The sequence below is a fragment of the Botrimarina sp. genome, from assembly GCF_040219535.1.
Lineage (GTDB): Bacteria > Planctomycetota > Planctomycetia > Pirellulales > Lacipirellulaceae > Botrimarina.
On the sequence record NZ_JAVJSH010000003.1, the window covers coordinates 160,855 to 185,655 of the forward strand.

General features: G+C 69.5%; 17 protein-coding genes. 3 read left to right on the plus strand and 14 right to left on the minus strand.

Going from position 1 to position 24,801, the window contains the following annotated elements:
- Window positions 1–16: 16 nt before the first annotated feature.
- Complete coding sequence (locus tag RIC11_RS01330) at window positions 17–2,347, minus strand: outer membrane protein assembly factor BamB family protein (RefSeq protein ID WP_350208021.1); 2,331 nt, start codon at window positions 2,345–2,347, stop codon at window positions 17–19.
- Between the two features lie 258 nt (window positions 2,348–2,605).
- Here RIC11_RS01330 and sthA point away from each other — a divergent pair, with 258 nt between their 5' ends.
- The gene (gene sthA / locus RIC11_RS01335; RefSeq protein WP_350208022.1) at window positions 2,606–4,042 is read left to right on the plus strand and encodes a Si-specific NAD(P)(+) transhydrogenase; all 1,437 of its coding nucleotides are present in this window, start codon (window positions 2,606–2,608) and stop codon (window positions 4,040–4,042) included.
- Between the two features lie 436 nt (window positions 4,043–4,478).
- Here the strand turns inward: sthA and RIC11_RS01340 are convergent, their stop codons facing one another.
- From RIC11_RS01340 to RIC11_RS01365, 6 genes are all read right to left on the minus strand, one after another.
- Window positions 4,479–7,100 carry a M1 family aminopeptidase gene (locus RIC11_RS01340; RefSeq protein WP_350208023.1) on the minus strand — a complete coding sequence of 874 codons (2,622 nt, stop codon included), beginning with the start codon at window positions 7,098–7,100 and terminating at the stop codon, window positions 4,479–4,481.
- A gap of 216 nt (window positions 7,101–7,316) precedes the next feature.
- Window positions 7,317–8,339, minus strand: a complete 1,023-nt coding sequence (locus RIC11_RS01345; protein WP_350208024.1) for a potassium channel family protein — start codon at window positions 8,337–8,339, stop codon at window positions 7,317–7,319.
- A 1-nt stretch (window position 8,340) separates the two neighbouring features.
- A complete protein-coding gene (locus RIC11_RS01350; protein ID WP_350208025.1) occupies window positions 8,341–8,739 on the minus strand; it encodes a four helix bundle protein in 399 nt (132 codons plus the stop codon).
- A 31-nt stretch (window positions 8,740–8,770) separates the two neighbouring features.
- Entirely contained in the window at window positions 8,771–9,994 is a 1,224-nt protein-coding gene (gene argJ, locus RIC11_RS01355) for a bifunctional glutamate N-acetyltransferase/amino-acid acetyltransferase ArgJ (protein ID WP_350208026.1), read from the minus strand.
- Between the two features lie 272 nt (window positions 9,995–10,266).
- Window positions 10,267–11,277: an N-acetyl-gamma-glutamyl-phosphate reductase gene (gene argC / locus RIC11_RS01360; protein WP_350208027.1), complete on the minus strand. Its 1,011-nt coding sequence runs from the start codon at window positions 11,275–11,277 to the stop codon at window positions 10,267–10,269.
- 181 nt (window positions 11,278–11,458) lie between these two features.
- Window positions 11,459–12,085, minus strand: coding sequence for a phosphopantothenoylcysteine decarboxylase domain-containing protein (locus RIC11_RS01365; protein WP_350208028.1), 627 nt, complete (start codon window positions 12,083–12,085; stop codon window positions 11,459–11,461).
- Window positions 12,086–12,222: 137 nt separating this feature from the next.
- On the opposite strand from RIC11_RS01365, the gene RIC11_RS01370 reads away from it, so the two are divergent.
- Window positions 12,223–13,848 (plus strand): CAP domain-containing protein, encoded by a 1,626-nt coding sequence (locus tag RIC11_RS01370; RefSeq protein WP_350208029.1) that lies wholly within the window; start codon window positions 12,223–12,225, stop codon window positions 13,846–13,848.
- Window positions 13,849–13,957: 109 nt separating this feature from the next.
- Here the strand turns inward: RIC11_RS01370 and RIC11_RS01375 are convergent, their stop codons facing one another.
- The 6 genes from RIC11_RS01375 to topA form a co-directional block, all read right to left on the minus strand.
- The gene (locus tag RIC11_RS01375) at window positions 13,958–14,686 is read right to left on the minus strand and encodes a TerC family protein (RefSeq protein WP_350208030.1); all 729 of its coding nucleotides are present in this window, start codon (window positions 14,684–14,686) and stop codon (window positions 13,958–13,960) included.
- Between the two features lie 416 nt (window positions 14,687–15,102).
- A complete protein-coding gene (pckA, locus tag RIC11_RS01380) occupies window positions 15,103–16,698 on the minus strand; it encodes a phosphoenolpyruvate carboxykinase (ATP) (protein ID WP_350208031.1) in 1,596 nt (531 codons plus the stop codon).
- Window positions 16,699–16,972: 274 nt separating this feature from the next.
- Window positions 16,973–17,467: a DinB family protein gene (locus tag RIC11_RS01385; RefSeq protein WP_350208032.1), complete on the minus strand. Its 495-nt coding sequence runs from the start codon at window positions 17,465–17,467 to the stop codon at window positions 16,973–16,975.
- An 89-nt stretch (window positions 17,468–17,556) separates the two neighbouring features.
- Window positions 17,557–18,021: a hypothetical protein gene (locus RIC11_RS01390; RefSeq protein WP_350208033.1), complete on the minus strand. Its 465-nt coding sequence runs from the start codon at window positions 18,019–18,021 to the stop codon at window positions 17,557–17,559.
- 87 nt (window positions 18,022–18,108) lie between these two features.
- Window positions 18,109–18,789, minus strand: coding sequence for a hypothetical protein (locus tag RIC11_RS01395; RefSeq protein WP_350208034.1), 681 nt, complete (start codon window positions 18,787–18,789; stop codon window positions 18,109–18,111).
- Window positions 18,789–21,497, minus strand: a complete 2,709-nt coding sequence (gene topA, locus RIC11_RS01400; RefSeq protein WP_350208035.1) for a type I DNA topoisomerase — start codon at window positions 21,495–21,497, stop codon at window positions 18,789–18,791. The genes RIC11_RS01395 and topA overlap by 1 nt, the downstream gene beginning before the upstream one ends.
- Before the next feature lie 442 nt (window positions 21,498–21,939).
- On the opposite strand from topA, the gene RIC11_RS01405 reads away from it, so the two are divergent.
- On the plus strand, window positions 21,940–24,384 hold the full coding sequence (locus tag RIC11_RS01405) for an ICP22 family protein (protein ID WP_350208036.1): 2,445 nt from the start codon (window positions 21,940–21,942) through the stop codon (window positions 24,382–24,384).
- Window positions 24,385–24,393: 9 nt separating this feature from the next.
- Here RIC11_RS01405 and RIC11_RS01410 read toward each other — a convergent pair whose 3' ends face one another.
- On the minus strand, window positions 24,394–24,774 hold the full coding sequence (locus RIC11_RS01410; RefSeq protein ID WP_350208037.1) for a four helix bundle protein: 381 nt from the start codon (window positions 24,772–24,774) through the stop codon (window positions 24,394–24,396).
- Window positions 24,775–24,801 lie beyond the last annotated feature (27 nt).

Genomic DNA, 24,801 nt, shown 5'->3' on the forward strand with positions numbered 1-24,801 from the left:
GCTTCGTGTTGTGGTCTTAGGCGTCGGGGCGGGGGGGCATAGGGACGCGCGACACGACGCCGTCCATGCCGGCCGCGTACCAGCTCGCTTCGGCGGGGCAGTAGGTCAGCCCCGAGTGGACGAACAGCCGCGGCGTGAGGCTGTGCCGCAGCAGCACCGCGCCGGTCTCTCGGTCGACGACCGTCAGCAGGCCGACGTCCGACACGACGCCGACCGCGCCGGCCCCCGGCGCGTCGACCGGCGGGCGGGGGCTGCGGCCGGCTCGGGCGTCGGCTTCCCACACCGGCCGGCCCGACAAGTCGAGCCGCGCGACGCCGCCGCCGAGGCCACGCGCGAGCACGCCGGCGGGCACGCCCTCGTGCTCCAGCAGCGACACGCCGGAGACCGCCTCGCGCACCACGCCGAGGAAGGCGCCGCTGGCCGCTTCGTAACGGCCGAGCCGGTAGCCGCGGTCGGTGGCCCAGACCTCGTCGCCGATGACCAGCGGCGGGCAGTCGGCCGGCCCGTAGTAGCGGCTGCGGGTGGCCACTTCGCAGCTAGGGCTCCAGGCCTGCCAAGCGGGGGCGCCGGTCTGGCGGTCGACGGCGTAGAGCTTGCCGTCCCACGCGCCGACGACCAGCCGGTCGCGCGCCGCGTCGTGCGCGACGGACGACTCGATCGCGTACTCGGCCGCGTCGTGCGCCCAAAGCGTGTCGCCGGTGGCCGCGTCGACCGCGAGCAGGCGGCCGTTGCAATCGCCCACGTAAAGCGCCCCCTCGACCGCCAGCGGCGCGCCGTACAGCGCGGCGCCGACGTTGACGGTCCAGAGCGGCGAGCCGGTGGCCGCGTCGAGCAGGCGGAGATTGCCGTCGGAGTCGCCCACGGCCAGGCGCTCACCGCAGGGGGCGAGGGCGTGGAGGATCTCGCCGAGGGACTCGTGCCGCCAGCGCTGGGCGAGCGTGCCCGCGTCGAGCGCGGTCACGCGCCCGGCCGTATCGCCGAACACAACAAGCCGCGAACCATCGCGGGGCTCGACGGCCAGCAGCGCGGTCTTCACGCCCGCCCCGCAGGCGAAGCGCGTGGCGGCCGGCTGGCCGTCGGCGGCGGTCTCGAATTCGATGGCTTGCTCGTTGGCGAGCGGCTGCGGGCCGCGTCCCACCTCCGACTCGACCGCAACGCTCTCGCCCGGCCGCTCGATCCGCACCGTGGCGAAGTGGCGGCCGGGCGGGAGTCCGCCGGCGGGCAGGCTCACTCGCAGGCGCCGTTGGGCCGGCTCGCTGGGGTCGGCGGCGATCGTCGCCTGGCGCCGCGCGTCGCGGTCGCCGTTGAGCCACGCCGTGGCGGCGAGCTCGCCGCCGAGCAGCTTGGGACGGTTCGACGAGATCTCACCCGTCAGCTCGATCGACCCCGCGCCGGGCTCGTGGCGGGCCCGGAGGTCCGCCCACAGGCGCGGGTCGGGCGTGTCGGTCGGCCGCCGTAGAACGAGCGTGTCGCGCGCGCCGCCCTCGGCCGACTCGTGGAAGTGGTAGCGGTGCGTGAGCACGCCGTCCCGCACGGCGACGGTCGCGTAGCCCGGGTTGAGGCGGAACGTTTCGCCGCCGTTGATCCGGGGGGTGTTCTGCCACAGGCCGCAGTGGACCTGGTGCCAGTGCCCGTCGAGCACGAGCAGCACGTTGTGCCCGCGGACGACGTCCCAGAAGCGGAGCGGGTCGTACTCGCTCGCGTAGCCGGCGTCGCCGCCGGCGAGCGGGTGGTGCATCGCCAGAACGATCGGCGTGGCCGCGTCGACTTCGCGGAGCTGGTCGCGGAGCCACGTGAGCGTGCGCTGGTCCCAGCACGGCAGCGGGTCGAGCGAGCCGGCCGAGTTGAGGCAGATGAACCGCCAGCCGCGGTGCTCCAGCGCGTGCGAGTCGCCGCCGTGCCGCTCGCGGAGCCGCGCGTTGATCGAGCCCCACGTGTTGTCGTGGTTGCCAGGCACAAGGTGGATCGGCAAGCCGGCGCCCTCGACCGCGCGGTCCCAGTCGCGCCAGCAGTCGTCGACGATGCTGTACTCGAAGACGTCGCCGGTGTGGATTGCGAACTCCGGACCGGCGCCGCCAGGCTCGGCGGCCTCGGCGGCGCGGCGGGCGAACCACTCGAGCACCCCCACGCTGCGGCCCTCGCCCGTGTACCCCTGCCCGGCGGGGCGCGGGTCGAGGTGCGTGTCCGACAGGTGCAAGAACGCGAAGCCGCCTGGCCCTGTTGGCTCGCCTGGCGAAGCCGGCTGAAGCGGCTCGGCCGCGCCCGTGATCCGGCCGATGAACGACGCGCCGGGCAGCAGCGTCAGGAGCCGCGTGAAGCGGCGGCGGCTGATTGGGTGGCTTCCCACGGGCGGGCCGGTTGTCGAGGTTGGCGGGCGGGCGTCGGCGCCCTCCCAGCGTAGTCGCAGCGCGGCGGCCGGGGCTAGCACCTCGACTGGTCGCGCAGCGGGTTGCTGCCCCGCCCCGGCCGATCGCCCCGTTTCCCCCTGTCGTTCTGCGCCCACCGGCCCCGCGCTGGCGCGCAGGCCAGGGGGTGCTAGGCTTACACGCTACGCGCCGCCCCCACGTACCGCTCCCGCCCCGCCGCCCGCCCTCCCCCGCCCGCCATGAAGCACTACGACGTCATCTGCATCGGCACCGGCCCGGCGGGCCAGAAGGGGGCGATCCAGGCCGCGAAACTCGGCCGGACCGTGGCGGTCATCGAGAAGAACCCGGTCGTCGGCGGCGCCCAGGTCAACACCGGCACGATCCCCAGCAAGGCGCTCCGCGAGGCGGTGATCACGCTCACCGGCGCCGACAAGCGCAACCTGCTGGGCGCCAGCTACCGGGCGAAGAAGGACGTCACCGTCGCGGACCTGGTCGGCTTCAGCCAGCAAATCATCCGCCACGAGTGGGAGCTGATCGGCAGCCAGTTCGAGCGGAACCACATCGACCTCATCTGGGGCCACGCGCGCTTCGTGGGCCCGCACGAGATCGAGGTCGACGGCAAGGAGGGGCCCGAGCGGTACACGGCCGACAGCTTCCTGATCTCGGTCGGCACCCGCCCCGCTCGGCCCGATCACATCCCGTTCAACGAGCACACGATCATCACCAGCGACGAGCTGGTGCAGCTCGACAAGATCCCCCGCACGATGATCGTCGTCGGCGGCGGCGTGATCGGCAGCGAGTACGCTTGCATCATGGCCACGCTCGGCGTGCGGGTCACGCTCGTCGAAGGCCGGCACCAGGTGCTCGGCTTCCTCGACCAAGAGATCGCCGGCGCGTTCCAGTTCTTCATGCGCCAGAAGGGCATCACGCTGCGGCTGGGCGAGAAGGTCGAGTCGATCGCCGAGATCGAGACCGACGAGCCCGAAGGGGGCATGGGACGCGGCAGCCGCTCCAACAAAGCCGTCGAGGCCCGCCTGGAGTCGGGCAAGAAGCTCCGCGCGGACGTGCTGCTGTACTCCGTCGGCCGGCAGGGCGTGTGCGGCCAGCTCGGCCTGGAGAACGTGGGCATCGAGTACGACGACCGCGAGCGCCTGAAGGTCAACGACCACTACCAGACCAACGTGCCGCACGTGTACGCGGCGGGCGACGTCATCGGCTTCCCCGCGCTGGCCTCCACCAGCATGGAGCAGGGCCGCCGCGCGATCTGCCACGCGCTGGGCGTGTGCGACGTGCGGAACTACAACACCGAGCTGTTCCCCTACGGCATCTACGCGGTGCCGGAGATCTCGATGGTCGGCAAGACCGAAGAGCAGCTCACCGACGAGGGCATCCCCTACGAGTCGGGCATCGCCCACTACCGAGAGATCGCCCGCGCGAAGCTCCTGGGCGACGAGCTCGGCATGATGAAGATGCTCATCCACCAAGAAACGCACCACATCCTCGGCGTGCACGTGATCGGCGCCGAGGCCACCGAGCTGATCCACATCGGCCAAGCCGTGATGGCCCTGGGGGGCACGGCCGAGTTCTTCATCGACAACGTGTTCAACTTCCCGACGCTCGCCGAGTGCTACAAGGTGGCCGCGTACAACGGGCTGAACAAGCTGAATCACGTTTGAGGCGCTCGGCGCTAGGCGCTAGTTGACGGGGGCGCCGTGTGGTTTTGGCGGGGCCGCCGATCGGGGCGGCAGCGCGTAGTAGCTCCGTAGGGGCGGCAGCGCGTAGCCAGGGGCGCCAGCCCCTGGTCCCGGGCCGCGGCGCTCGACGAAGCCCCGGCAGGGGCGACAGCAGCATGGCCAGCCGTTACGGCGGGCGTCGTTGCTGTCGCCCCTGCCGGGGCTTTGGCGGGTTGGACCCGCGTGTCCAGGGGCTCGCGCCCCTGGCTACGCGCTTTCGCCCCTCCGGGGCTTTTTCCAGCGCCGCGGCCCGGGACCCAGGGGCTCGCGCCCCTGGCGACGCGCTTTCGCTGCTGCCGGGGATGTTCCGCCGCTCCGGGGCTGGTTTTTCGGCGCTGGATATCCCCGCTGCGACTGTGCGGCGTCGGGCGGCTGCCGGTTATTCGGCTGCCGGTCGTTCGGCCGGGTCGGCTGCGTCCTGCTTGCCGGCTAGCTCTTCGAGGTTCTCTTCGAGCTTCTCGTGCGACTCGCGGAGCTTTCGGAGTTGGTCGCGGAGGTCGCGGACGGCGGCCGGGGCCGAGGCCGGTTCTTTATCGAGGGCCTTTAAGGCCTTGTCGGCGGCTTCGGCGGTCGGGCCCCCTTGGCCAGCGAGGTCCTCTAGCAACGCGGCGGCTTGGCGGTCGCCGAGGAGGCCGAGCGCTTCGATCGCGCCCAATCGGACCGACAACGCGGGGTCGGCCAGCGCATCGCAGAGCAGCTCGCGCGCTGGGGCCGTGTCGTCGGCGCCACGCCACAGGCGCGCGAGGGCCGGCAGGGCCTCGCCGTACGCGCGGCCCGGCAGCTCGAAGCGGCGGTCGGCGAGCACGTCGAGCAGCGGCCCGCGGAGGGCCGGGTCGCGGCGGCGGCCGGCGGCCTGCACGGCGGCGATCGCCAGGTCGTTGTTGAGCGTCTCGCTACGCATCGCGGCGGTGATCGCGTCGGCGGCCTCTTCGGCCGGGTACTTGGCGAGGCCGCGGAGCGCGGCCGCACGCACGCCGGGGTTCTGGGCGTCGCGGGCCGTGTCGAGCAGCGCGTCGCGCGCCGCATCGTCGAAGTAATCGCCCAAGCGGTTGACGACCGCCTCGCGGACGCGGGCGTCGGACTGCTCGCGGCTCTGGAGCAGTTCGTCGAGCGCGTCGGGCGTGGCCAGCTTGGAGAGCGCGTCGGCGGCGGCGATCCGCACGCCGTAGAACGCGTCGGAGCGGAGCGACTCGCCGAGCGCGGCGGCGGCCTTCTTGTTGTCCTCCTCGCCGAGCGCCTTGGCCGCGCGGAGCCGGCCGACGACGTCGGCCTCTAGCCGGAGCTGGCGCTCGAGCATCGCTTGCGGCTTGGAGTACTCGACCTCGGCTAGCAGCGTGTACTCGGGGTCGAAGCGGACGACGTCGGGCGCGTCGGGGAGCTGCAGGTAGAAGTCGTGCTGCTGCTGGGTGACCTCGAAGCGGCGGTCGATCGAGCGGTCGCCGACGTGCGCGCGGATCGTCACCGGGAAGGTGAACAAGAGCGTCTCCCCCGGCTTGGGGTCGCCCTGCTTGACGGTGACCTTCAGCAGCTTGTCCTTCGCGGACCAGTCGTGCGAGACCGTCAGCTGCGGCGCGCCGCCGTGGTAGACCCACTGGTCGAAGAACGCGTCGAGCGGGCGGCCGCTGACCTCTTCGAAGGCTTGGCGGAGGTCGTCGGTGACCACGTCGGACAGCGCGTGCTCTTCGAGGTAGCGGCGGATCGCCTTGCGGTAGAGTTCCTCGCCCAGGCGCGAGCGGAGCATGTGCAGCACCCAGCCCCCCTTGGGGTAAGCGCGCCAGTCGAACTGCTCCCAGGGGTCGTCGTACGCGCGGAACACGATCGGGCGGGTGTTCTTGTTGGTGTTGGGCAGCACGCTGTTCTGGGCGTCGCGGTAGAGGCCGTAGAGCAGGTGGTCGGGGCCGAGCTTGTGGCCGCGGTACAGGTGGGTGTAGTAGGTCGCGAAGCCCTCGTTGAGCCAGAGGTGGCTCCAGTCCTTGCAGGTGACGTAGTCGCCGAACCATTGGTGGGCGAGCTCGTGAGCGTCGAGGTCGCGCGACGACTTGAGGTTCTCGGTCGTGTCGTCGTAGAGGGTCTGGTGGGTGAGCGTGGTGAGGGTGGTGTTCTCCATGCCGCCCCAGTTGAAGTCGCGGATCGTGGCCTGGTCGTACTTGTCCCACGGGTACGGCACGCCGGTTTCGTCTTCGAAGTAGGCGAGGATCGAGGCCGTGTCTTGGAACGAGTTGGCGGCGATGTCGCGGTAGCCGGGCTGCGTGTAGAAGCCGAGCGAAACGCCGCGCGACTCGTCCCGCAGCTCGTGGAAGTAGCCCGCCACGAGGCAGACCAGGTAGTTCACGTGCGGCCGCTGTTGCCGCCAGTGCACGGCCTTCAGCCCGGTGTCGGGGTCGGTCTTCTCGGAGAGCTTCTTGCCGTTGGACAGGACCGTCATCCCCTCGGGGACGCGGCAGATGACCTCGGTGCTGGAGCGTTCGTTTGGGGAGTCGAAGCAGGGGAACCAGTGGGGCGCCTCGTGGGTCTCGCCCTGGGTCCAGAGGTGGTCCTCCCCTTCGGGGTAGCCCATGTCGGCGGTGCGGAAGTAGAGGCCCTTCTTGGGCTCGGCCGTGTAGCGCACGGTCACGGTGACCTCCTCGCCGAGGGGGACCTCGTCGGCGAACAGCAGCGTGAGGTGCTCGTCGGTCGCGTGGTGCGACTGCAGCGGGCGCGTGGATTCGAGCGACTCGACCCGCAGGTCGACCGCGTCGAGGCGCACCTCGCGCGTGGGGCGGGCGAGCGGCGTGAAGGTGATGCGGGTCTCGCCGGCGATGGTCTTCGTATCGAAGTCCGGCGTGACGTCGATCCGCAGGTTGAGCACGTCGACGTCGCGCGGCGGCGCGTAACGGCGGTTGGGCGCAGCGAGCGCCTCGGCGGTCGGCGGCGACCGGCAGTAGCGGCACACGTGCTCGGCGTGGGTCACGGTGGACCCGCAGAGCAACAGAGCGCCCAGCGCGAGGTATCGGAGCGGCATGCGTGTCGGGGGGAGGCGGTGGAACGGCGACTGCGGAGACCTGCAACCTTACCTCGCGGCGCGGCGAGGTTCGACCATTACGGACTGCTACGGTCCTCAGCGCGAAACGGGTCGCTACCAGACCCGCGCCGCCGCACGGGCCGGCGGGAACGGCGATGCCGCGTCACTCCCCGGCCTTACGGCCCGGGGCTCCCTGATACGCTCACGGCCGCTGGGCTACGACTGCGACCACTCGGTCTGGCAGTCCAGGTGCTGGTGGCGTTCGAAGGCTTTGACGTCTTCCTCGCGGCCGAGGACGACGAGCGTGTCGTCGGCCTCGAACTGGTCGTCGGGCTCGGGGTTGAAGACCATCGTGCCGTCGGCCCGGCGGATGCCGACGATCAGCAGGTTGTGGCGTTGCCGCGCGGCGGTCTCGCGCACGGTCTTGCCGACCAGCGGGCTCTCGGCGGGGATGCGGAGCTCTTCGAGCTCCACGTCGATCTTCTCGTGGTTGGTGAAGTGCTCGAGCATCTCCGCGGCGTTCGGGCGGGTCACCAGGGCCGCCATCCGTCTGCCGCCGATGACCGCTGGCAGCACGACCTGGTTCGCTCCGGCCTGGCGGAGCTTCTTCTCGGTGGCGACCTGCTCTCCGCGGGCGATGATGCGGAGCCCCGCGTTGAGGTTGCGGGCGGTGAGTGTGAGGAACACGTTGTCCGCGTCGGACCGCAGCGCGATGACGATCGTCTCGGCGTTGAGGATGCCGGCCTCAAGGAGGGCGTCCTCGACGGTCGCGTCGCCGACGACGGCCAGGATGCCCTCGTCGCGTGCGGCTTCGACGAGGTCGGGGTCGTTGTCGATCACCACGAACGGCTTCTGGCGACGCCGCAGCTCCATGGCGATCGTGCGGCCGAGGCGGCCGTAGCCGCACACGATCGCGTGGCGTTTGAGGTTCTGGATCTTCTGTTCCATGCGGAGCACTCCTAGGGCTTCTTCGATTCTCCCCTCGACCATGCTCTGGACAAAGAGGCCCACGAGGTAGCCGGCGCTGGCCACGCCGACGAGGATGACGGCGATCGTGAACAGCTGCATCGTCGGCTCGAGGCTGCTCTTCTCGGCGTAGCCAACCGTCGAAACGGTGATCACGAAGAAGTAGACCGCCTCGACCAGCGAGGCCTCGGTCAGCAGCATGTAGCCGACCACCACGAGGACGAAGAACGCCCCGAAGAAGATCGCGCCGCGGCGGAGTCGGGAGAGGAGCAAGTCAGGCTGGAGGCTGGAGGCCGGAGGCGGGAGGGCCGCCGCTCCGCCCGCGTCGGAGCGCTCGGAGCAAGCCGTTCAGCACCTTAGCCGTCTCCGCCGCTTGCGCCTTCAGCGGTTCGAAGGCATCGGCGGACAGAAAGCCAAGCCGATGTGCGAGGGTGATCTGGTATTCCAGCTCGTGGACCGACCCGTGGGCCATGTCCAAGAATCGGATGTAATCGGCCTCGCCGTTGCGGGCGCACCCTTCGACGATGTTCGAGGCGGTCGAAACGGCCGCCCGCCGCATTAGAGACACTAAACCGAATCGCTCTTCCCCTGGAAAGACCGCGGTCGCCCTGTAAGTCGCCAGCGCGAGTTCGTCGGCCAACTCGAAGGCCCGCAGTTTGGTGTGGTCGCGCATGGGCTCTTCCTCCGGCCTCCCGCCTCCGGCCTCACGTCCTGTAGTCGGCGTTCAGCCGCACGTACTCGGCGGTGAGGTCGGTGGTCCAGAAGCGGGCCGTGGCGTGGCCTTCGCCTAGCAGGAGCAAGAGCTGGGTGTCGCGGGAGGAGCGGATGCTGTCGGAGACCGTGGCCTCGTCGAACGGGACGGGCGTGCCTTTCTCGTAGACCAGCGCGCCGTTGATCAGCAGCGAGACCTCCATCGGGTCGAACGGCACGCCCGCGTAGCCCGCGGCCGAGACGATCCGCCCCCAGTTGGGGTCGGCGCCGGCCACGGCGGTCTTCACGAGGGGGCTGTCGGCGATGGTTTTGCCGATGCGGCGGGCGTCGGCCTCGGTCGCGCAGCCGTGGACTTCGACGGTGATCAGGTGGTCGGCGCCCTCGCCGTCGGTGGGGATCGCGACCGCCAGGTCCTCGCAGACCTCGACCAGCGTGGCGACCCACGCGCGCAGGTCGCGCCCGGCGAGCGGCGCGCCGCCGGCGGCGCCGCTGGCCAGCAGCAGCACGGTGTCGTTGGTGCTGGTGTGGCCGTCGACGCTGATCGAGTGGAACGACTCGTCGACGGCCTCGGCCAAAGCGGGCTGGGCGTCGGCCGCGGCGACCGGCGCGTCGGTCAACACGGCGGCGAGCATCGTGGCCATGTTGGGGCCGATCATCGCCGCGCCCTTCGCCACGCCGGAGACCGTCACCCGGCGGCCGCCGATCTCGACCGTGCGCGACCGCACCTTGGGGACGGTGTCGGTCGTCATGATGGCCCGGGCCGATCGCTCGACGGCCGCCGCGTCGGAGCCCAGGTCGGCGACCACGGCCGGGATCCCCGCGGCGATCTTGTCCATCGGCAGGTGCTCGCCGATCACGCCGGTCGACATCACGAGCACCTGCTCGGGGGCGACCGGCTCGTGCGGCGCGGCTTGCGACAGGCTCTCCGCGACGAGGGCCGTCATGCGGAGCGCGTCCTGCATGCCGCGCTCGCCGGTGCAAGCGTTGGCCACCCCCGAGTTGGTCACGATCGCGCGGAACCGCTCGCCGGGGGTGCGCTCGCGGTCGAGCAGGACCGGCGCGGCCTTCACAAGATTCTTGGTGTACACGCCGACGCCGACCGCCGGCCGGTCGCTCACAACGAGCGACAGGTCGAGCTTGGTCGCGTCGGACTTAACGCCGCAGTAAACGCCGCCGGCGGAGAAGCCCTTCGGGAGCGTGAATTGGTTCTCCGGCATGGTGGCGACCGTCTTGCTGGCGGCGGATTCTTGTGGTCAGCGCGAGAATCAAGGAGGGAACGAAAAGCGTCGAAGACTAGCGATTTCTACATGCTTCCTGAGCCGCGGGCGTCACCCCGCGGAGTCGTTCAGGAGTCGTTGCTCAACCCGAATTGATCCGTGGTTCGCTCCCCGGGCTGACGCCCGAGGCTCCGGCGATTGGTGTGGGGGGGGTGAGTAGGCGGCTGGTTCGTTCCCTCGTTGTGGCGACCTGGGTCCGTCGTCGACGGCCGTCAGGCCAGCGCGGTGGTCTCTTCCAGGCCGTGCATCAGGTTGAAGTTTTGCACCGCGGCGCCGCTGGCGCCCTTGATCAGGTTGTCGATCACGCTGATCACCACCACCCTGCCCCGCACGCGGGCCGCGTAAACGCAGCAGTTGTTCGTGTAGGCGACATCCTTTGTGCCCGGCGGGTTCGGCACGACGTGCACGAACGGCTCCCCCTCGTATCGCGCGCGGAGGCAGTCCTGGAGTTGCTCGGTGGTCGCGTCGCCGACCGGCGCGGCGTAGCACGTGCACAGCTCGCCGCGGTCCATCGGCACCAGGTGCGGCGTGAACACCACCTCGACCGGCCCGCCCGCGACGCCCGTCAGGACCTGGTCGATCTCGGGCATGTGGCGGTGGGCGCCGACGCCGTACGCGGAGCAATTCTCGTTCGCCTCGGGGAAGTGCAGGTGCGGCTTGGGGTTGCGGCCCGCGCCGGTGACGCCGCTCTTGGCGTCGATCGTGATCCCCTCGGTAGAGATCAGGCCCGCTTCGAGCAGCGGCGCGAGCCCGAGGATCGTGGCGGTCGGGTAGCAGCCCGGGTTGGCGACCAGGTCCGCGCCGCGGAGCTGGTCGCGGAACAGCTCGGGCAAGCCGTAGGGCGTGCGGCCGAGGCGGTCCGGGTCCGGGTGGGTGATGTTGTACCACCGCTCGTACACGGCGCGGTCGGTCAGGCGGTAGTCGGCGCTGAGGTCGACGACCTTCAGGCCGGCGTCGAGAAGCGGCCGGCAAACCTCGGCGCTGGCCGCGTGTGGCAGGCACGCGAAGACCGCGTCGGCGCGCTCGGCGACCTGCTCCGGCGAGAGGTTCTCGAGCCGCAGGTCGAACCGCCCCCGCAGCGCCGGGTGGACCTCGTCGACGTGCGGCGCCTCGTCCTGACGGGTGACCAGCGCGGTGACCCGCGTGTCGGGGTGCCGCGCGAGCAGGCGCAGCAGCTCTAGGCCCGTGTACCCGCTGGCGCCGTAGACCGCGACCCTGACCATGTGATTTCGTTCGGCCTGCCTTGTGCCTGCTTCGGTGTCCCAACCATGAGGCCCAGGCGGCCTTTGTGGTTCACCGAATCTTAATCGGTCGGGCCTTGCTCAGCTACAGCCCCGCTCGAGCGGCTCCGCGCCGGACGGGTCGCCGGGCGGAGCCATCGCCGCCATCCCGAGTCGCCGGTCCCTAACCAATCAACCGCTCGCCGATCACGCCGAGGATGCCGCGGGCGACTTCTTCCTTCGGGCCGACAAAACGGCCGACGATCTGCCCGTCGGGGGTGAGCACCTCGACCTCGTTGTCGGTCGCGTTCATCGCGGCTATGCCGTTGGAGACCATCAGGTCGCAGTGCTTGCGTTCGAGCTTCGCGAGCGCTCGCAGCCGGTGGTCCTCGGCCTCGAGGGCGAAGCCGACGACCCAGCGTTCGCCCTTGGCCGCGCCGAGCGTGGCGACGACGTCGTCGGTCTCGACCAGGCGGAGCTCGAGCGGCTGCCCGTTCTTGGCGATCTTGCCGGGCTCGACCCGCACCGGCCGGTAGTCGCACGGCGCGGCGGCGCCGATCAGGCCGTCGCAGGACTGGAACTCGTCGGCTGTGGCCTCGAGCATCTCTTCGGTCGACACCACCGGGATCACCCGCGCGGCGGCCGGGTAATCGACTTCGACGGGGCCCGAGACTACCGTGACACCGTGCCCCGCGGCGAGGGCGGCCTCGGCCAGCGCGCGGCCCATGCGGCCGCTCGACGCGTTGGTCAGGTAACGCACCGCGTCGATGTGTTGCCGGGTCGGCCCCGAGGTGATGAGTACACGCGCCATGGGGCCGGATAGTAGCACGCGGCCGCCTCGCCCAGCCAGCGGCGCCCGGCCGGCGCGTCGGCTTGCGGCGCCGCGACGCGGCGGGATAGAAACGCGGTGCACGACTCGACAGCCGCACCACCTCGCCGGGGACATCGATGCGATTCTATTTCTTGATCGCCGCCGCGGCTGTGGCGTCCGGCGCCGCGCCGGCTTCGGCGCAGACCTTGTGGTTCGAAGGGGGCGAGAGCGGCTTGGCGGGGGTGATCGACGGGACGTCGAGTGGGTACCCGTTGCTGCAGGACTCGGTCGTCGCGGAGGGTCGGTACGCGTTCCACTTGGCGAATCCCAACGCGACAACGGAGTGGTTCGTCGTCGACCCGGACGTGTCGCCGCTGGCCGATTCGAAGTTGTTCTTCCTCAGCCGCCTGGGCGGCGCCACGAGCGAGCAGACGGCGCGGGTCGAGGTGTCGACCAACGGCGGCGGCAGTTGGTCGCCGATCTACACGCAGCCCGGCGCCGGCTACCCAGGTGAAGGGGCGTTCTCGCAGCGCGCGGTCGACCTGGCGCCGTACGCGGGTCTCGACGTGTCGCTGCGGTTCGGGATGCACTTCTCGGTTGGGACCTACTTCCCGCAGAGCTCGGTCGACGCGGGATGGATCGTCGACTCGATCCAGATCGGCGACACGCCGCAGAAGCTCCGGTACGCCATCGGCGAGCCGACGGCGAAGGAACAGTTGATGCTCGAGCACGTGAACCGCTCGAGGGCCGACGCGCTGGCCGAGGCGCAGCGCCTGGCGGGCAGCACGGACCCGGACATCACGTCGGCGATGCAGTACTTCGGCGTCACGCCGCAGGGGCTCGTCAGCAGCTTCCAGGACAACGTGAGCAGCGGGCTGATCGACCGCCACGCGCAGCCGCTGGCGTTCGAGGGCGCCCTCGTCGAGGCCGCGCGCCTGCACTCGCAAGACCAGCTCGAGAACGCCTTCCAGGGGCACTACAGCTCGTCCGACCCGCCGGCCCCGTTCCTGCCGGGCTACTCGCCGACGGCCCGCGTGCGGGCGCTGGGTTACGCGTCGGGCGTGGCGGAGAACGTGTACGCGTACGGCGAGTCGGTCGAGCACGCGCACGCGGGGTTCGACATCGACTGGGGCGTGCCGTCGCTCGGGCACCGGATCACGATCCACAACGACGTTTACAAGGAGGTCGGCATCGGGATCGTGGAGGGTCGCAACGGCCAAGTCGGGCCACTTGCGGTGACGCAGAACTTCGGCGCGCCCCGCGGCGTGGCGTACATCACGGGGGTGGTTTTCGAGGACCTCGACGGCGACGCGTTCTACGACGAGGGCGAGGGCCGCGGCGGGGTGACCGTCGACGTGGTCGGCTCGCCGTACTTCGCTGTCACGTCCGACTCCGGCGGCTACGCGGTTCCGGTCAGCGCGGACGGCTCGTACCAGGTCAGCTTCAGCGGCGGCGGGTTCGAGGACTACTTTGTCCCGACGAGCATCGCCGGCCTACGCAACACCAAGGTTGATTACTTGGCCGTCGTGGCGTCCGGCTTGGCCGGCGACTTCAACAACGATGGCCGCGTCGACGCGGCCGACTACACGGTCTGGCGAGACGCGCTCGGCGCAGAGTACGGGGCCGCGGACTACCAGACTTGGGCCGCCGCCTACGGCCGGGCCGAGCCATCGGCGACCGTGCCCGAGCCGGGCGCCGCGGCGCTCGCGGCGGCGGGCGTTGCGGCACTCGTCGTTCGACGTGTCCGTCGGGCCAACGCCTGAGCGCCTCGGGCGTCGGCCCGGGGGGCGCCCTGGAGCTCGTTCGCGCACAGCTCCCCGGGCCGACGCCCGAGGCTCAGGTGATTGGGTTCCATCGTGGCGAGGGGTCGCTTCAGAGCGTGTCGGGCGTGGCCGGGGGGGCGACTTCGCTGCGGCGCTGCTGGTTCTTCATCAGCCGCCACTGCAGCAGTTGCACGCCGGTCGCGAAGGCCATCGGCAGGTAGATGTACGGCTTGGGGACCTCGTAGTGGAACGCTTCCATCACGAGGACGATGCCGATGGTGATCAGCAGCGACAGCGCGAGGATCTTGAAGGTCGGGTTGCGGAGCACGAACTCGCCGATCGGCCCGGCCGCGATCAGCAGCACCACGAAAGACAAGATCACCGCCAGGGCGATCACGGTGAGGTTGTTCGTCAGGCCCACAGCGGTCACGACCGAGTCGATCGCGAAGACCACGTCGAGCGCGACGATCATCGCGATCGCCGAAGCGAACGCGTTGCGCGGCGTGGCGGGCTGGGCCTCGTGGTGTTCGATCATCTCCACCGTGTGGTGGATCTCACGGACCGCTTTCCAGATCAGGAAGCCGCCACCGGCCAGCAGGATGAGGTCCTTGACCGACATGCCCAGCAGCACCTCGCCGGTGAGCGACAGCACCCACGAGAAGCCAGCGACCATCACGAGGCGCGCGACCAACGCCAGAGCGAGCCCGATGATCCGCGCCTTGCGCCGCGCCGCGGGCGGCAGCTTGGACACGATGATCGTGATGACGACGATGTTGTCGACGCCGAGAACCAACTCGAGCGCCAGGAGCAGCGCGAGGGTGGCGAGCGAATCGAGCACGGCGGGGTCGGGGGCGGGTGGTCCTGCCGACGCTCGAGCGACGTCGGCCCCACGCCGACTCGCCCCGCGGCGACGCGTCGGGCCGGCGGGTGGCGCTACAGTAAAGCGCTACATCGCCTCGGAGGCAACGCCCCGAAAGGAAAATGACCGCGCCGTTAGCCCGCCGCGTTCCCCATAAAAAGAACGCCCGCCGCGGAGAGCGCGGGGGGCGCGGAGCGGGGTAAGGCGAGTTTGTCTCCGACAGCCGGGCGGCGACCCGTGGCCTCTCGGGACCGCCTAGAGAGGGTCCCGGCCAACGGGCCGCGGCGACAGCGTGATCGGCATGCGTTCACGAACCCCCGAAGGGGTACTGCCCCGTGTAGCTCCGCGTCCTCCGCGGTCACCGCGGCGGACCGCCCCTATTCTACCCTTTGGGGTCAAGCGGGCGCCAACGCTTTTGGGCCCGCTCCGACGATTTCTGGCGAAGCCACGTCCTCGTACTTGCGGAAGTTCTCGGCGAACAGGCCCGCTAGCTTCTGGGCCGTGGCGTCGTACGCGGCGCCGTCGGCCCACGAGTTGCGCGGCTGCAGGATGTCGCTCGGCACGTGCGAGCACTCACTCGGCGTGGCGAGTCCGAACACCGGGTCGATGATCGTCGGAGCGGCCGCCAGCGCGCCGTTGTGGATCGCGTCGATGACCGCGCGGGTGTACCCGAGGCTCATCCGCGACCCCGTGCCGTACGCGCCGCCGGACCAACCGGTGTTGACCAGATACGCGTTGACCTCGTGCTCGCGCATCTTCTGGGCGAGCAGCTCGGCGTACACCGTGGGGTGCCACACCAAGAACGGCGCGCCGAAGCAGGCCGAGAAGTTCGGCTTCGGCTCCGTGACGCCGACCTCGGTGCCCGCGACCTTGGCCGTGTAGCCGCTGATGAAGTGGTACATGGCCTGCTCGGGCGTCAGGCGGCTGACCGGCGGCAGCACGCCGAACGCGTCGCACGTGAGGAACACGATGTTGCGCGGGTGGCGCCCGGTGCAGGGGATCTTCGCGTGCGGGATGAACTCGATCGGGTAACTCGCGCGGGTGTTCTCGGTGAGCGAGCTGTCGTGGAAGTCGACCCGCCGGGTGGTGGGGTCGAGCACGGTGTTCTCCAGCACGGTGCCGAAGCGGATCGCGCCGTAGATCTCCGGCTCGCTCTTGGCGGACAGGTCGATGCACTTCGCGTAGCAGCCGCCCTCGATGTTGAACACGCCGTCGTCGCCCCAGCCGTGCTCGTCGTCGCCGATGAGGTCGCGGTGCGGGTCGGCCGAGAGGGTCGTCTTGCCGGTGCCCGACAGGCCGAAGAAGAGCGACACGTCGCCCTTCTTGCCCTCGTTGGCCGAGCAGTGCATCGACAGCACGCCGCGCTTGGGGAGCAGGTAGTTCATGATCGTGAACACGCCCTTCTTCATCTCGCCGGCGTACTCGGTGCCGAGGATGACGAACTCGCCCAGCGCGAAGTTGAGGGCCACGCTGGTGGTCGTCTCCACGCCGTCGACGGCCGGGTCGGCCGGCTTCTGCCCCGCGTTGAAGACCGTGTAGTCCGGCTCGCCGAACTGGTTGAGCTCCTCCGGCTTGGGGCGGATCAGCATGTTGCTCATGAACAGCGCGTGGTAGGGCCGCGAGCAGATGATGCGGACCTTGATCCGGTCCTTCGGGCTCCAGCCGGCGAACGCGTCGACCACGTAGACCCGCTCGCACTCGTTCAGGTACGCGATCGCGCGCGAGCGGTTCTTCTGGAACGAGCTGGTCGAGAGCGGCACGTTGATGTCGCCCCACCACACGTCGTCGCGGCTGGTCGACTCGTCGACGACCCGCTTGTCCTTGGGGCTGCGGCCCTTCTTCTCGCCGGAGTACACGCACAACGCGCCGTTGGCGCTGATCTGGGCGCCGTCGAACTTCACCGCGTGCTCGTAGAGCTCGGCCGCGGAGAGGTTCCGCAGCACCTTCACGTTGTGGATGCCGTAGCTGTCCAAGCTGATGGGCGTGGCCATAGGGTGTTCCTCGATCGGCTGCTACGACTGGCAAGCCGTCGCCGCGCCGGTCTGCGGCGGGCGGCCCGGCCGGTCCCACGGGGGCCGGCGAAGAGTCGCTCGCACGGCGGATGGGCCGAGCGAGCGGCGAGCCGAGCCGGACACCTCGCGGCTCGTCTCACGCAAACATAGTATCGACAAAACGGCGGCTTCGCAGCGCGTGGCAAATCGACGCACCAGCGAGCGATTTCGCACACAAGGCGGGCCGGGCGCCAATCTCTGCCTCTTGCGCCGCTCAAATCACCACCGGCTTGCCCGCTTCGCGCCGCACGGGCACGAACTGCCCCACGTGCATCAGCGGGTGGGTCGCGTCGAGCACGCACATCGAGCCGATCGTCGGGAACGTCTTGGCGAAGCGCTCGTTCGTGTTCGGCTTGTCGAGGTCCGCGTCGGTCATCTTGCCCAGCGCGTCGCGGGTGGCCGCGCGGACCTTGTCGTACAGCTCGAGGTACTCGTCGCGCGAGCAAAAGTGCGACGGGTCGTCGTCGCCGACGGTCTCTTTGCTGTGCTTCTCGGCGAAGCCCTCGGGCAAGTCCGGCGCGGCGCCGGGGCGGATGACCTCGAGCAGGCTGCACTCGGCCGTGATCAGGTGACCCAGTTGCCACGCCACGTGGTTGCAGCCCTTGTGGGGCCGCCGCATCAGGTCGGCGTCGGTCAGGTCGCCCACGTAGCTCTTGAGGACCATGTCGCTTGTGGCGGCGGTGGCCAGGATCGCTTCGATCGCGTTCATGCTCGGGTCCTTGATCGGAGGGGTCGCCGGGGGGGGTGAAGCCTACCCGACCTGCCCGCGCCTGACAGGAGGCGGTGGGCGGCGATCGCTCAAAGAGACCGCAGCAGCCAGGCGGCCACGTGTGATACGGCCAGCCCGACGGCGAAGCTCATCAGCGTACCGATCGTGATGTACTCGGCCTCCAACCGGTTGGCTCGGTCGCTCAGTTCGCCGAAGCGGAACACGCTCTTCGCCGCGATCAAGAAGCCGATCGCCGTCGGGGTTCCGCCGACGACGAACAAGTAGATCAACGATCGCTCGAGCCGCCCGATAACCGCGCCGCCATCGGGGAAACCGCGCTGGGTCGCCGACGAAATCGCGTGCTGGTGCTGGCGGTGTGCCTCGTCGAGCATTTTCGCCTTCGACCGCATCCCGCGCCGGACGAGCCAGCCGGATGGGTAAGTCACGACCCACATCCCGATCAGGAAAACGGCCCCGCGCGCGATCATCGGGAGCAACGCGGGGTGGAACTCGATGGAGGCGTCGTGGAGGTGGATCGTCGGAGTCAGCCCCATCGGCTTGGCCTCAGATAGTCGGCTGTGAGCGTCTGTACCGGCTTGGTCTTTGTCAGCGCAATAGCGCTGCTTTTTTCGAATGCAGCGCTATTGCGCTGACATTCGATCCGATAATGCCTGCTCGAACTCCTTTAAAGTCCCTTCGACTTCGGGCCAGCAGGCCTCAGAAAGATGCCGATCGATTGTCTGCCGACTGACCGGGGGAGACCACGTCTCGCCGGTGTGCTGGCGGGTCCAGCCGCGTAACGCGCCGCAAACCGCTGCCGCCCGCTTCTCGTTCCAGGTGCTCCGCACGAGAGCGTCTAGCAAGCGGAGTGGGAGCCTCCACCGCGTCGTGAGATCGGACTGGGCCGCGCCGAACCGGATCTCGCCGGCGGTCCTGTTGTCTTCGTCGAGCAACCGCCCCGATAGCCGGAAGGCTTCGCCATCGGCGGCTTCGATGTCGACCCCGTGCGGAACGAAGTCGACGCCTGCCACGGCGATCGCCAGCCGGGAGTCGATGTTCAAGTCAGACGCGAGCAGCGATGCGCGGAGAAAGAGGGCGACGCGGAGGGCGTCGGCGGGCGTTGCGAGCAGGATGCGCCACGAGTCGCCACCGAAAATCGAGACCGGCGTGAGCCGCTGTTCGCCGAACCATTCGGTGAGCGATTGGCTGATCTCGTGGATCAGCTCCGGCAGCCGCCGACGCTGGGTGGCCTCGAGGCTCGACGAGTCGATCACGTCGCCGGTGACGACCGCATAGTCTCTGCCCGGCTCGATCGCGAACATCACTCCGCCTTCTTCGCGGTCCGTTTCTTCGCGGCCTTGGTAGTCTTCTTCTTCGCGGCCTTGGTCGTGGTCGACTTCTTGGCCGCCTTCTTCTTCGTGGTCTTCTTCTTTTTCTTAGTGCCCCCGGCGGCCGCGCGGGCGGCGAGGAGGTTCAGCGCGTCGTTGAACGTGAGCTCCTCGGGCGACGCGCCCTTGGGGAGCGACGCGTTGGTCTCGCCGTCGGTCACGTAGGGCCCGTAGCGGCCGTCGAGCACGCGGACCTCGCCCTCGGTGACCGGGGACTTCTCCTGGAACACCTTGATCGGCGGCTTGGCCGCCGCTCGGCCGCGGCCGCTTTGCTTGGGCTGGTTGAGCAGTTCGATGGCCTGCTCGAGGGTGACCTCTAGCGGCGACACGTCGGCCGGCAGGCTGCGGGTCTCGCTGCCGCACTTCACGTAGGGGCCGTAGCGGCCGTTCTGGGCGAGGATCACGTCCTCGAGCTTCGGGTGCACGCCGAGCTCGCGCGGCAGGCTGAGCAGCTTCAGCGCGGTGGGGAAATCGACGTCGTCGGGGCTCATCCCCTTGAGCAGCGACGCGTTCTTCGGCTTCTCGTCGTCCTCGGGCGTGCCGCGCATCACGTAGGGGCCGAAGCGGCCCACCTTCAGGAAGACCGGCTTGCCGGTCTCTGGGCACGTGCCGAGCGGCTCCTCGGCCTTCTTGGCTTGTTCGATCAGGTCGAGCGCGTAGCCGAGCTTCACCTCGTCGGGGGGCAGCTCTTCCGGGAGCGACGCGGTCTTGTCGCCCTTCTCGACGAACGGCGAGTACCGCCCCACGCGGACAAAAACCTCCTCGCCGTCGGGGGCTGCGCCGAGCGAGATGCGGCTGATCGAGCGTGCGTCGATCTCGTCGATCTTGTTCTCGAGCTGTTTCTTGAGCCCCGGCCGGCCGTTGCCGAAGTAGAAGTTCTTGAGGTAGTCGAGGTTGTCGCGCTCGCCGCGGCTGATCGCGTCGAGGTCGTCTTCCATCTCGGCGGTGAACTGGTAGTCGACCAGCCGCGTGAGGTGGTCCTCCAGCAGCTTGACCACGCTGAAGGCGACCCAAGTTGGCACCAGCGCGCCGCCCTTCTTGAACACGTAGTTCCGCGCTTGGATCGTGTCGATGATCGACGCGTAGGTGCTGGGTCGTCCGATGCCTCGCTCTTCGAGCGACTTGGTCAGGGAGGCCTCGCTGTAGCGGCCCGGCGGCTGGGTGGTGTGGTCCTTGGCGACCATCTGGAGCACGTCGAGCGCCTCGCCGACCTGGACCGACGGCAGGGCCTTCTCTTGGTCGGCGAGCTCCGCGTCCGGGTCGTCCGACCCCTCGACGTAGGCCCGCAGGTAGCCCGCGAAGTCGATCGTCTTGCCGCTGACGGTGAACACGCAGCCCTCGCCCTCGATCGTGACGACGATCCGCCGCCCGCGCGAGTCTTCCATCTGCGAAGCGATCGTGCGTTTCCACACCAGGTCGAAGAGCTTGAACTGCTCTCCGGTGAGCTGGCTCTTCATGATCGCCGGCACGGCGAACGGGGTGCCCGCCGGGCGGATCGCCTCGTGGGCCTCTTGGGCGTTCTTGACCTTCGACGAGTAGCTGCGCGGCGACGGGGGGAGGAACTTGTCGCCGTACTCGCTGCGGACGAGCTTGCGCGCCTCGTCGACGGCCAGGCTCGACAGGTTCGTCGAGTCGGTACGCATGTACGTGATGTAGCCGTTCTCGTACAGCGCCTGCGCGACCTGCATCGTGCGTCGCGCGGTGAAGCCGAGCTTGCGGTTGGCTTCTTGCTGGAGGGTGCTGGTCGTGAACGGCGGGTACGGGCGGGTCGTGTACGGCTTCTCTTCGATGCTCGCCACGCGGAACTCGCCCGACTCGATCCGCTCGACAAGCTGCTTCGCCCCCTGCTCGTCGAGCAGCAACAGCGACTCGTTCTTGAGCTTGCCGGTGTTCTGGTCGAAGTCCTTGCCGCTGGGCAGCTTCTGCCCGTCGACCGACACGATGGTCGTGTCCAGGCGCTGTTTCGGGTCCCCTTTCTTGGAGAAGGCCCCGAGCAGGTCCCACCAGGTGGCGGACACGAACGCCATGCGCTCGCGTTCGCGGTCGACGATCAGCCGCACGGCCACGCTCTGCACACGCCCGGCCGAGAGCTTCGGGCGGACCTTCCGCCACAGCAGCGGCGAGACCTCGTAGCCGTACAGACGGTCCAGGATGCGGCGGGTTTCTTGCGCGCGGACGAGGCCGTCGTCGACCTGGCGGGGCGACTCTAGCGCGCGCTGGATCGCGTCCTCGGTGATCTCGTGGAAGACCAGCCGGTGGACGGGCACCTTGGGCTTGAGCAGCTCGAGCAGGTGCCAGCTGATGGCCTCCCCCTCGCGGTCTTCGTCGGTCGCGAGGTACAGCCGGTCGGCCTTCTTGAGCTGGTCCTTGAGCAGCTTGATCTGCTTGCTCTTGCCGGGCGAGACCACGTACAGCGGCTCGAAGTCGTTCTCGACGTTCACGCCGAGGCTGGCCCACTTCTCCTTCTTGTACTTGGCCGGGATCTGCGCAGCGCCCTGCGGCAGGTCGCGCACGTGGCCGACCGAGGCCTCGACGACGTACCCCTTGCCCAGGTACTTGCCGATCGTCTTCGCCTTGGCGGGCGATTCGACGATCACCAGGGCCGCGCCGGGAGAGTCGCTAGAGGCTTTCTTTTTGGCCATGTTGGAAGGAGAAGGGTCTCGTCGGGGGGGAGGGCGCCGGCCGGGCCGGCGTGCTGCGGGGCGTGGCTCTTGTTATCGGGGCGCCCGGCCCGGGCCCCGCCAGCCGGTGGCAAAACCGACCGGCTGTGCCGCCTAGGCCGCTCGAACCGAAAGCGCCGCGCCGCGGGCCTCTGCCGGCCGCGGCGCGCCGAATGCTACGCCCGCTTGGCTCGATCGGGGAAGCGCCGGGGAAGTAAAATCCTCAGCCCCGCACGCCCACACCCTATGCCGGGATTGCGTTTACGGCGATTTCGCTGAACAATCTTGGGCTTCCCTCACCCGCCCTGTGCGGCCGCAAGGTGGGGCCGGGGCGGCCGGGCTGTCAAGTCCGGCGTCGCTTTTCTCGGCCCCGTCGCGGGCGGCGGGCGAGACCCACTGCAGCGAAAGCAGGAAAAAGGTTGCGATGGCTACCCCTCTTACCGCGATCAGCAAGTACGCCGGCGTTCTGATGGCCGTGATGTGCGTGCTGCTGATGTTCGCCTTCGTCATTGGCGACCCGCTGATGCAGTACGCCGGCGCCCCCGGCGGCGGGGCCACCGGCGGCGGGGCCACGGTCGTGTCGTGGCGCGGCGGCGACATGAACGAGCGTCAGATGGCCCTGGCGGTCCGCCACCGCGGCGTGTTGGCCGAGTTCCAGCGGGCGGTGTACACGCTCGGCCTGCAAGCGGCCGAGGAGGCGGGCGTCGATGACCTCGGCCTCCGGATCCAGCCTATCGCCCTGCCCCGCACGACCGAGGAAGGCGTCGAGCAAGACATCGTCGTCAACAAGCTGCTGGCCAAGCGGGCCCGCGACGCGGGCATGGTGGTCACCGACGAGATGATCGTCGACTACTTCCGCGCCCTGGGGCGCGACCGCGTGGGCAACGAGCAGATGCGGCAGATCCTCAGCCAGCTGAAGCAGCCGGGCGGGCGTTCGGCCACGATCCAGTTCGTGTTCGACCTGATGCGCGAGGCGATGCTCGCCCAGCGTTACCTGGCCAGCTACACCTACGCGTTGCAGACGATCCTGCCGCAAGAGCGATGGGAAGACTGGCGGAAGCTCAACGAGCGCGTAAGTGTCGAGGCGGCCCCGCTGGCGGTCGAGCGGTTCGCCGACCAGGTCGAGGAGCCCTCCGAAGAAGAATTGCTCGAATTCTTCCAGCTCTACCGGAACAACCTGCCCAGCCCGGTGCGGGTGGCCGGCGTGGAGCTGCCCTCCCCGACACCCGGCTTCGCGGTCCCGCGGCGCGTGAAGCTGTCGTACCTGCGCGCCGACTTCGCGACCGCGCTGGAGTCGGCCATGGACGAGGTGACCGACGAGCAGGTAGCCCAATACTACGAAGAGAACAAGGACCAGTTCGTGGCCGCCGATCGCGCCCTATTCGGCGACGAGTCGCTCTTCGGCCCGGCCGAGGGCGAGGGCAACCTGCCCTTTGGCGAGGAGCAGCCCGGCGACACACCCGACGCCGAGTCGCCGGGGCCAACCGCCCCCGAGCCCGACGCCCCGATGGACCCAGCGCCGGCCGACGCGGCGGGCGAGCCCGACGCGGATCAGCCGGCGACCGAAGAGGGAGCACCCACGCCAGAGGACGCGGCGGGCGATTCACCCGCCGATGAGCCAGCGAGCGATCCGAGCGCGTCGCCCGGCGAGGAGTCGCCGCAAGAACCGGCGAGCGAGACCCCGGAACCCGAATCAAGCGAAACGCCCGAAACCCCGGCGGCCGACTCGGACGACGCCGACGACACCGCGGGCGAGCCGGTGGAGGAAGAGGAGGAAGAGGACGAGGCGCCCGATTCCACCGACGACGAGCCGACCTCGGACGAACAGCCGAGCGACCCCACCACCGAGGAAGGAGCGTCTGACACTCCGTACCAGCCGCTCGAAGAGGTGTCCGACGAGATCCGGCGGGCGCTGGCTACCGAGATCGCGTCGCGGAAACTCGAAGAGCGGATCAGCGAAGCACGGAACCGGCTCGATGACGCGTTCTACAAGTACCTCGACAAGAAGATCGTGGCCGACGAGGACCCGGAAGCCGAAGCACCCGAGCCGCCGGCGATCCTGACCGACCTGCGGCCGTTGGCCGAAGAGCACCAGTTGGAGCTCAAGGAGACCGATCAGGCGTCGATGCTCGATCTGCGCGACACCGAGGTGGGCGGCACGTTCGAGGCCAACGTTCCGCCGGCCGCGGCCCGCCCGCTGTTCGTGTTGGCCTTCTCTCCGCAGGAAGCCGAGCTGTACAAACCGCTCACCACGGTCGCCCTCAGCGGGGACCGCTACCTGACGCTCGTCACGGAGCGTTACCCGTCGGAAACACCGGAACTCGACGAGGTCCGAGAGCAGGTGGTCGCTGCCTGGAAGCGGCAGAAGGCGGCCGACCTGGCGCTCGAGGCGGCGGAGAAGCTCGCCGAACGGGCGACCGAGTCGGGCAAGCCGCTCACCGAATACCTATCCGGCGCCGACGAGACCTACGGCCTGGAGGCCGACGACGTCGTCGAGACGCCCGCCTTCTCGCTGCTGCAGTTCGGCCCGATGGGGCCCGCGAGCCAGCAGCCGACGCTGGAGCTGAGCCAGCCGGCGCCGCTGGTAGCGGCCGGGCCGGAACTGCTGCAAGCGGCCTTCGACCTCGAGGCGGGCGAGGCGACCGCCGAGCTGAACTACGACCGCTCGATCGCGTACGTGCTCCGCGTGGCCCAGAAGATCGGGACCGAGGACGAGCTGCGGCGCGAGTTCCTCCGCGCGGGCTCCAACTGGCTGGGCCGACGCCCGCTGTACTCCCAACGCGCCGCCCGCGTCCGAGCCGCGCTGGTCTCCGACCTGCAATCGGAGATGGACATGCAGTGGGAACGGACGCCGGACGAGGCGTTGTAGACGCCGGTTTCAGGCTTCGGGCTTCTGGCGTCGGGGGTGGCGGAGCGACCGCAGTAGGGCGGCCAGCGTCCGATTGGTTTCACCGACGAGACGCACGCAGTCGGGCGCCGTCGAAGCATCGCCGAAGAAGCCGAGCCTCGCGGCCAATCCGATCTGATACTCGAGTTCCCGCGCCGACGCGTTGGACATGTCGAGGAAACGGAGGTAATCGGCCTCGGTCGCTCTTGCGCAGCCCTCGACGATATTCGAGGCGATCGACACCGCAGCGCGTCGCATCTGCGAGGTGAGCCCGAAGCGCTCGTCACCGGGAAACCTTTGGGTGTCTCGGTAGACGGCAAGGGCCAACTCGTCGGCCAACTGAAACGCACGCAGTTTCCGATGGTCACGCATCGCTCTTGCTCTCCCGAGGCCCGAAGC

Bases quoted from the DNA above. Each gene is read 5' to 3' on its own strand.
- RIC11_RS01370 (WP_350208029.1), top strand. From the start codon at position 12,223: ATGCGATTCTATTTCTTGATCGCCGCCGCGGCTGTGGCGTCCGGCGCC.
- RIC11_RS01390 (WP_350208033.1), bottom strand. From the start codon at position 18,021: ATGGGGCTGACTCCGACGATCCACCTCCACGACGCCTCCATCGAGTTC.
- RIC11_RS01340 (WP_350208023.1), bottom strand. From the start codon at position 7,100: ATGCCGCTCCGATACCTCGCGCTGGGCGCTCTGTTGCTCTGCGGGTCC.
- RIC11_RS01365 (WP_350208028.1), bottom strand. From the start codon at position 12,085: ATGGCGCGTGTACTCATCACCTCGGGGCCGACCCGGCAACACATCGAC.
- topA (WP_350208035.1), bottom strand. From the start codon at position 21,497: ATGGCCAAAAAGAAAGCCTCTAGCGACTCTCCCGGCGCGGCCCTGGTG.
- argJ (WP_350208026.1), bottom strand. From the start codon at position 9,994: ATGCCGGAGAACCAATTCACGCTCCCGAAGGGCTTCTCCGCCGGCGGC.
- sthA (WP_350208022.1), top strand. From the start codon at position 2,606: ATGAAGCACTACGACGTCATCTGCATCGGCACCGGCCCGGCGGGCCAG.
- argC (WP_350208027.1), bottom strand. From the start codon at position 11,277: ATGGTCAGGGTCGCGGTCTACGGCGCCAGCGGGTACACGGGCCTAGAG.
- RIC11_RS01395 (WP_350208034.1), bottom strand. From the start codon at position 18,789: ATGTTCGCGATCGAGCCGGGCAGAGACTATGCGGTCGTCACCGGCGAC.
- RIC11_RS01405 (WP_350208036.1), top strand. From the start codon at position 21,940: ATGGCTACCCCTCTTACCGCGATCAGCAAGTACGCCGGCGTTCTGATG.
- RIC11_RS01385 (WP_350208032.1), bottom strand. From the start codon at position 17,467: ATGAACGCGATCGAAGCGATCCTGGCCACCGCCGCCACAAGCGACATG.
- RIC11_RS01410 (WP_350208037.1), bottom strand. From the start codon at position 24,774: ATGCGTGACCATCGGAAACTGCGTGCGTTTCAGTTGGCCGACGAGTTG.
- RIC11_RS01350 (WP_350208025.1), bottom strand. From the start codon at position 8,739: ATGCGCGACCACACCAAACTGCGGGCCTTCGAGTTGGCCGACGAACTC.
- pckA (WP_350208031.1), bottom strand. From the start codon at position 16,698: ATGGCCACGCCCATCAGCTTGGACAGCTACGGCATCCACAACGTGAAG.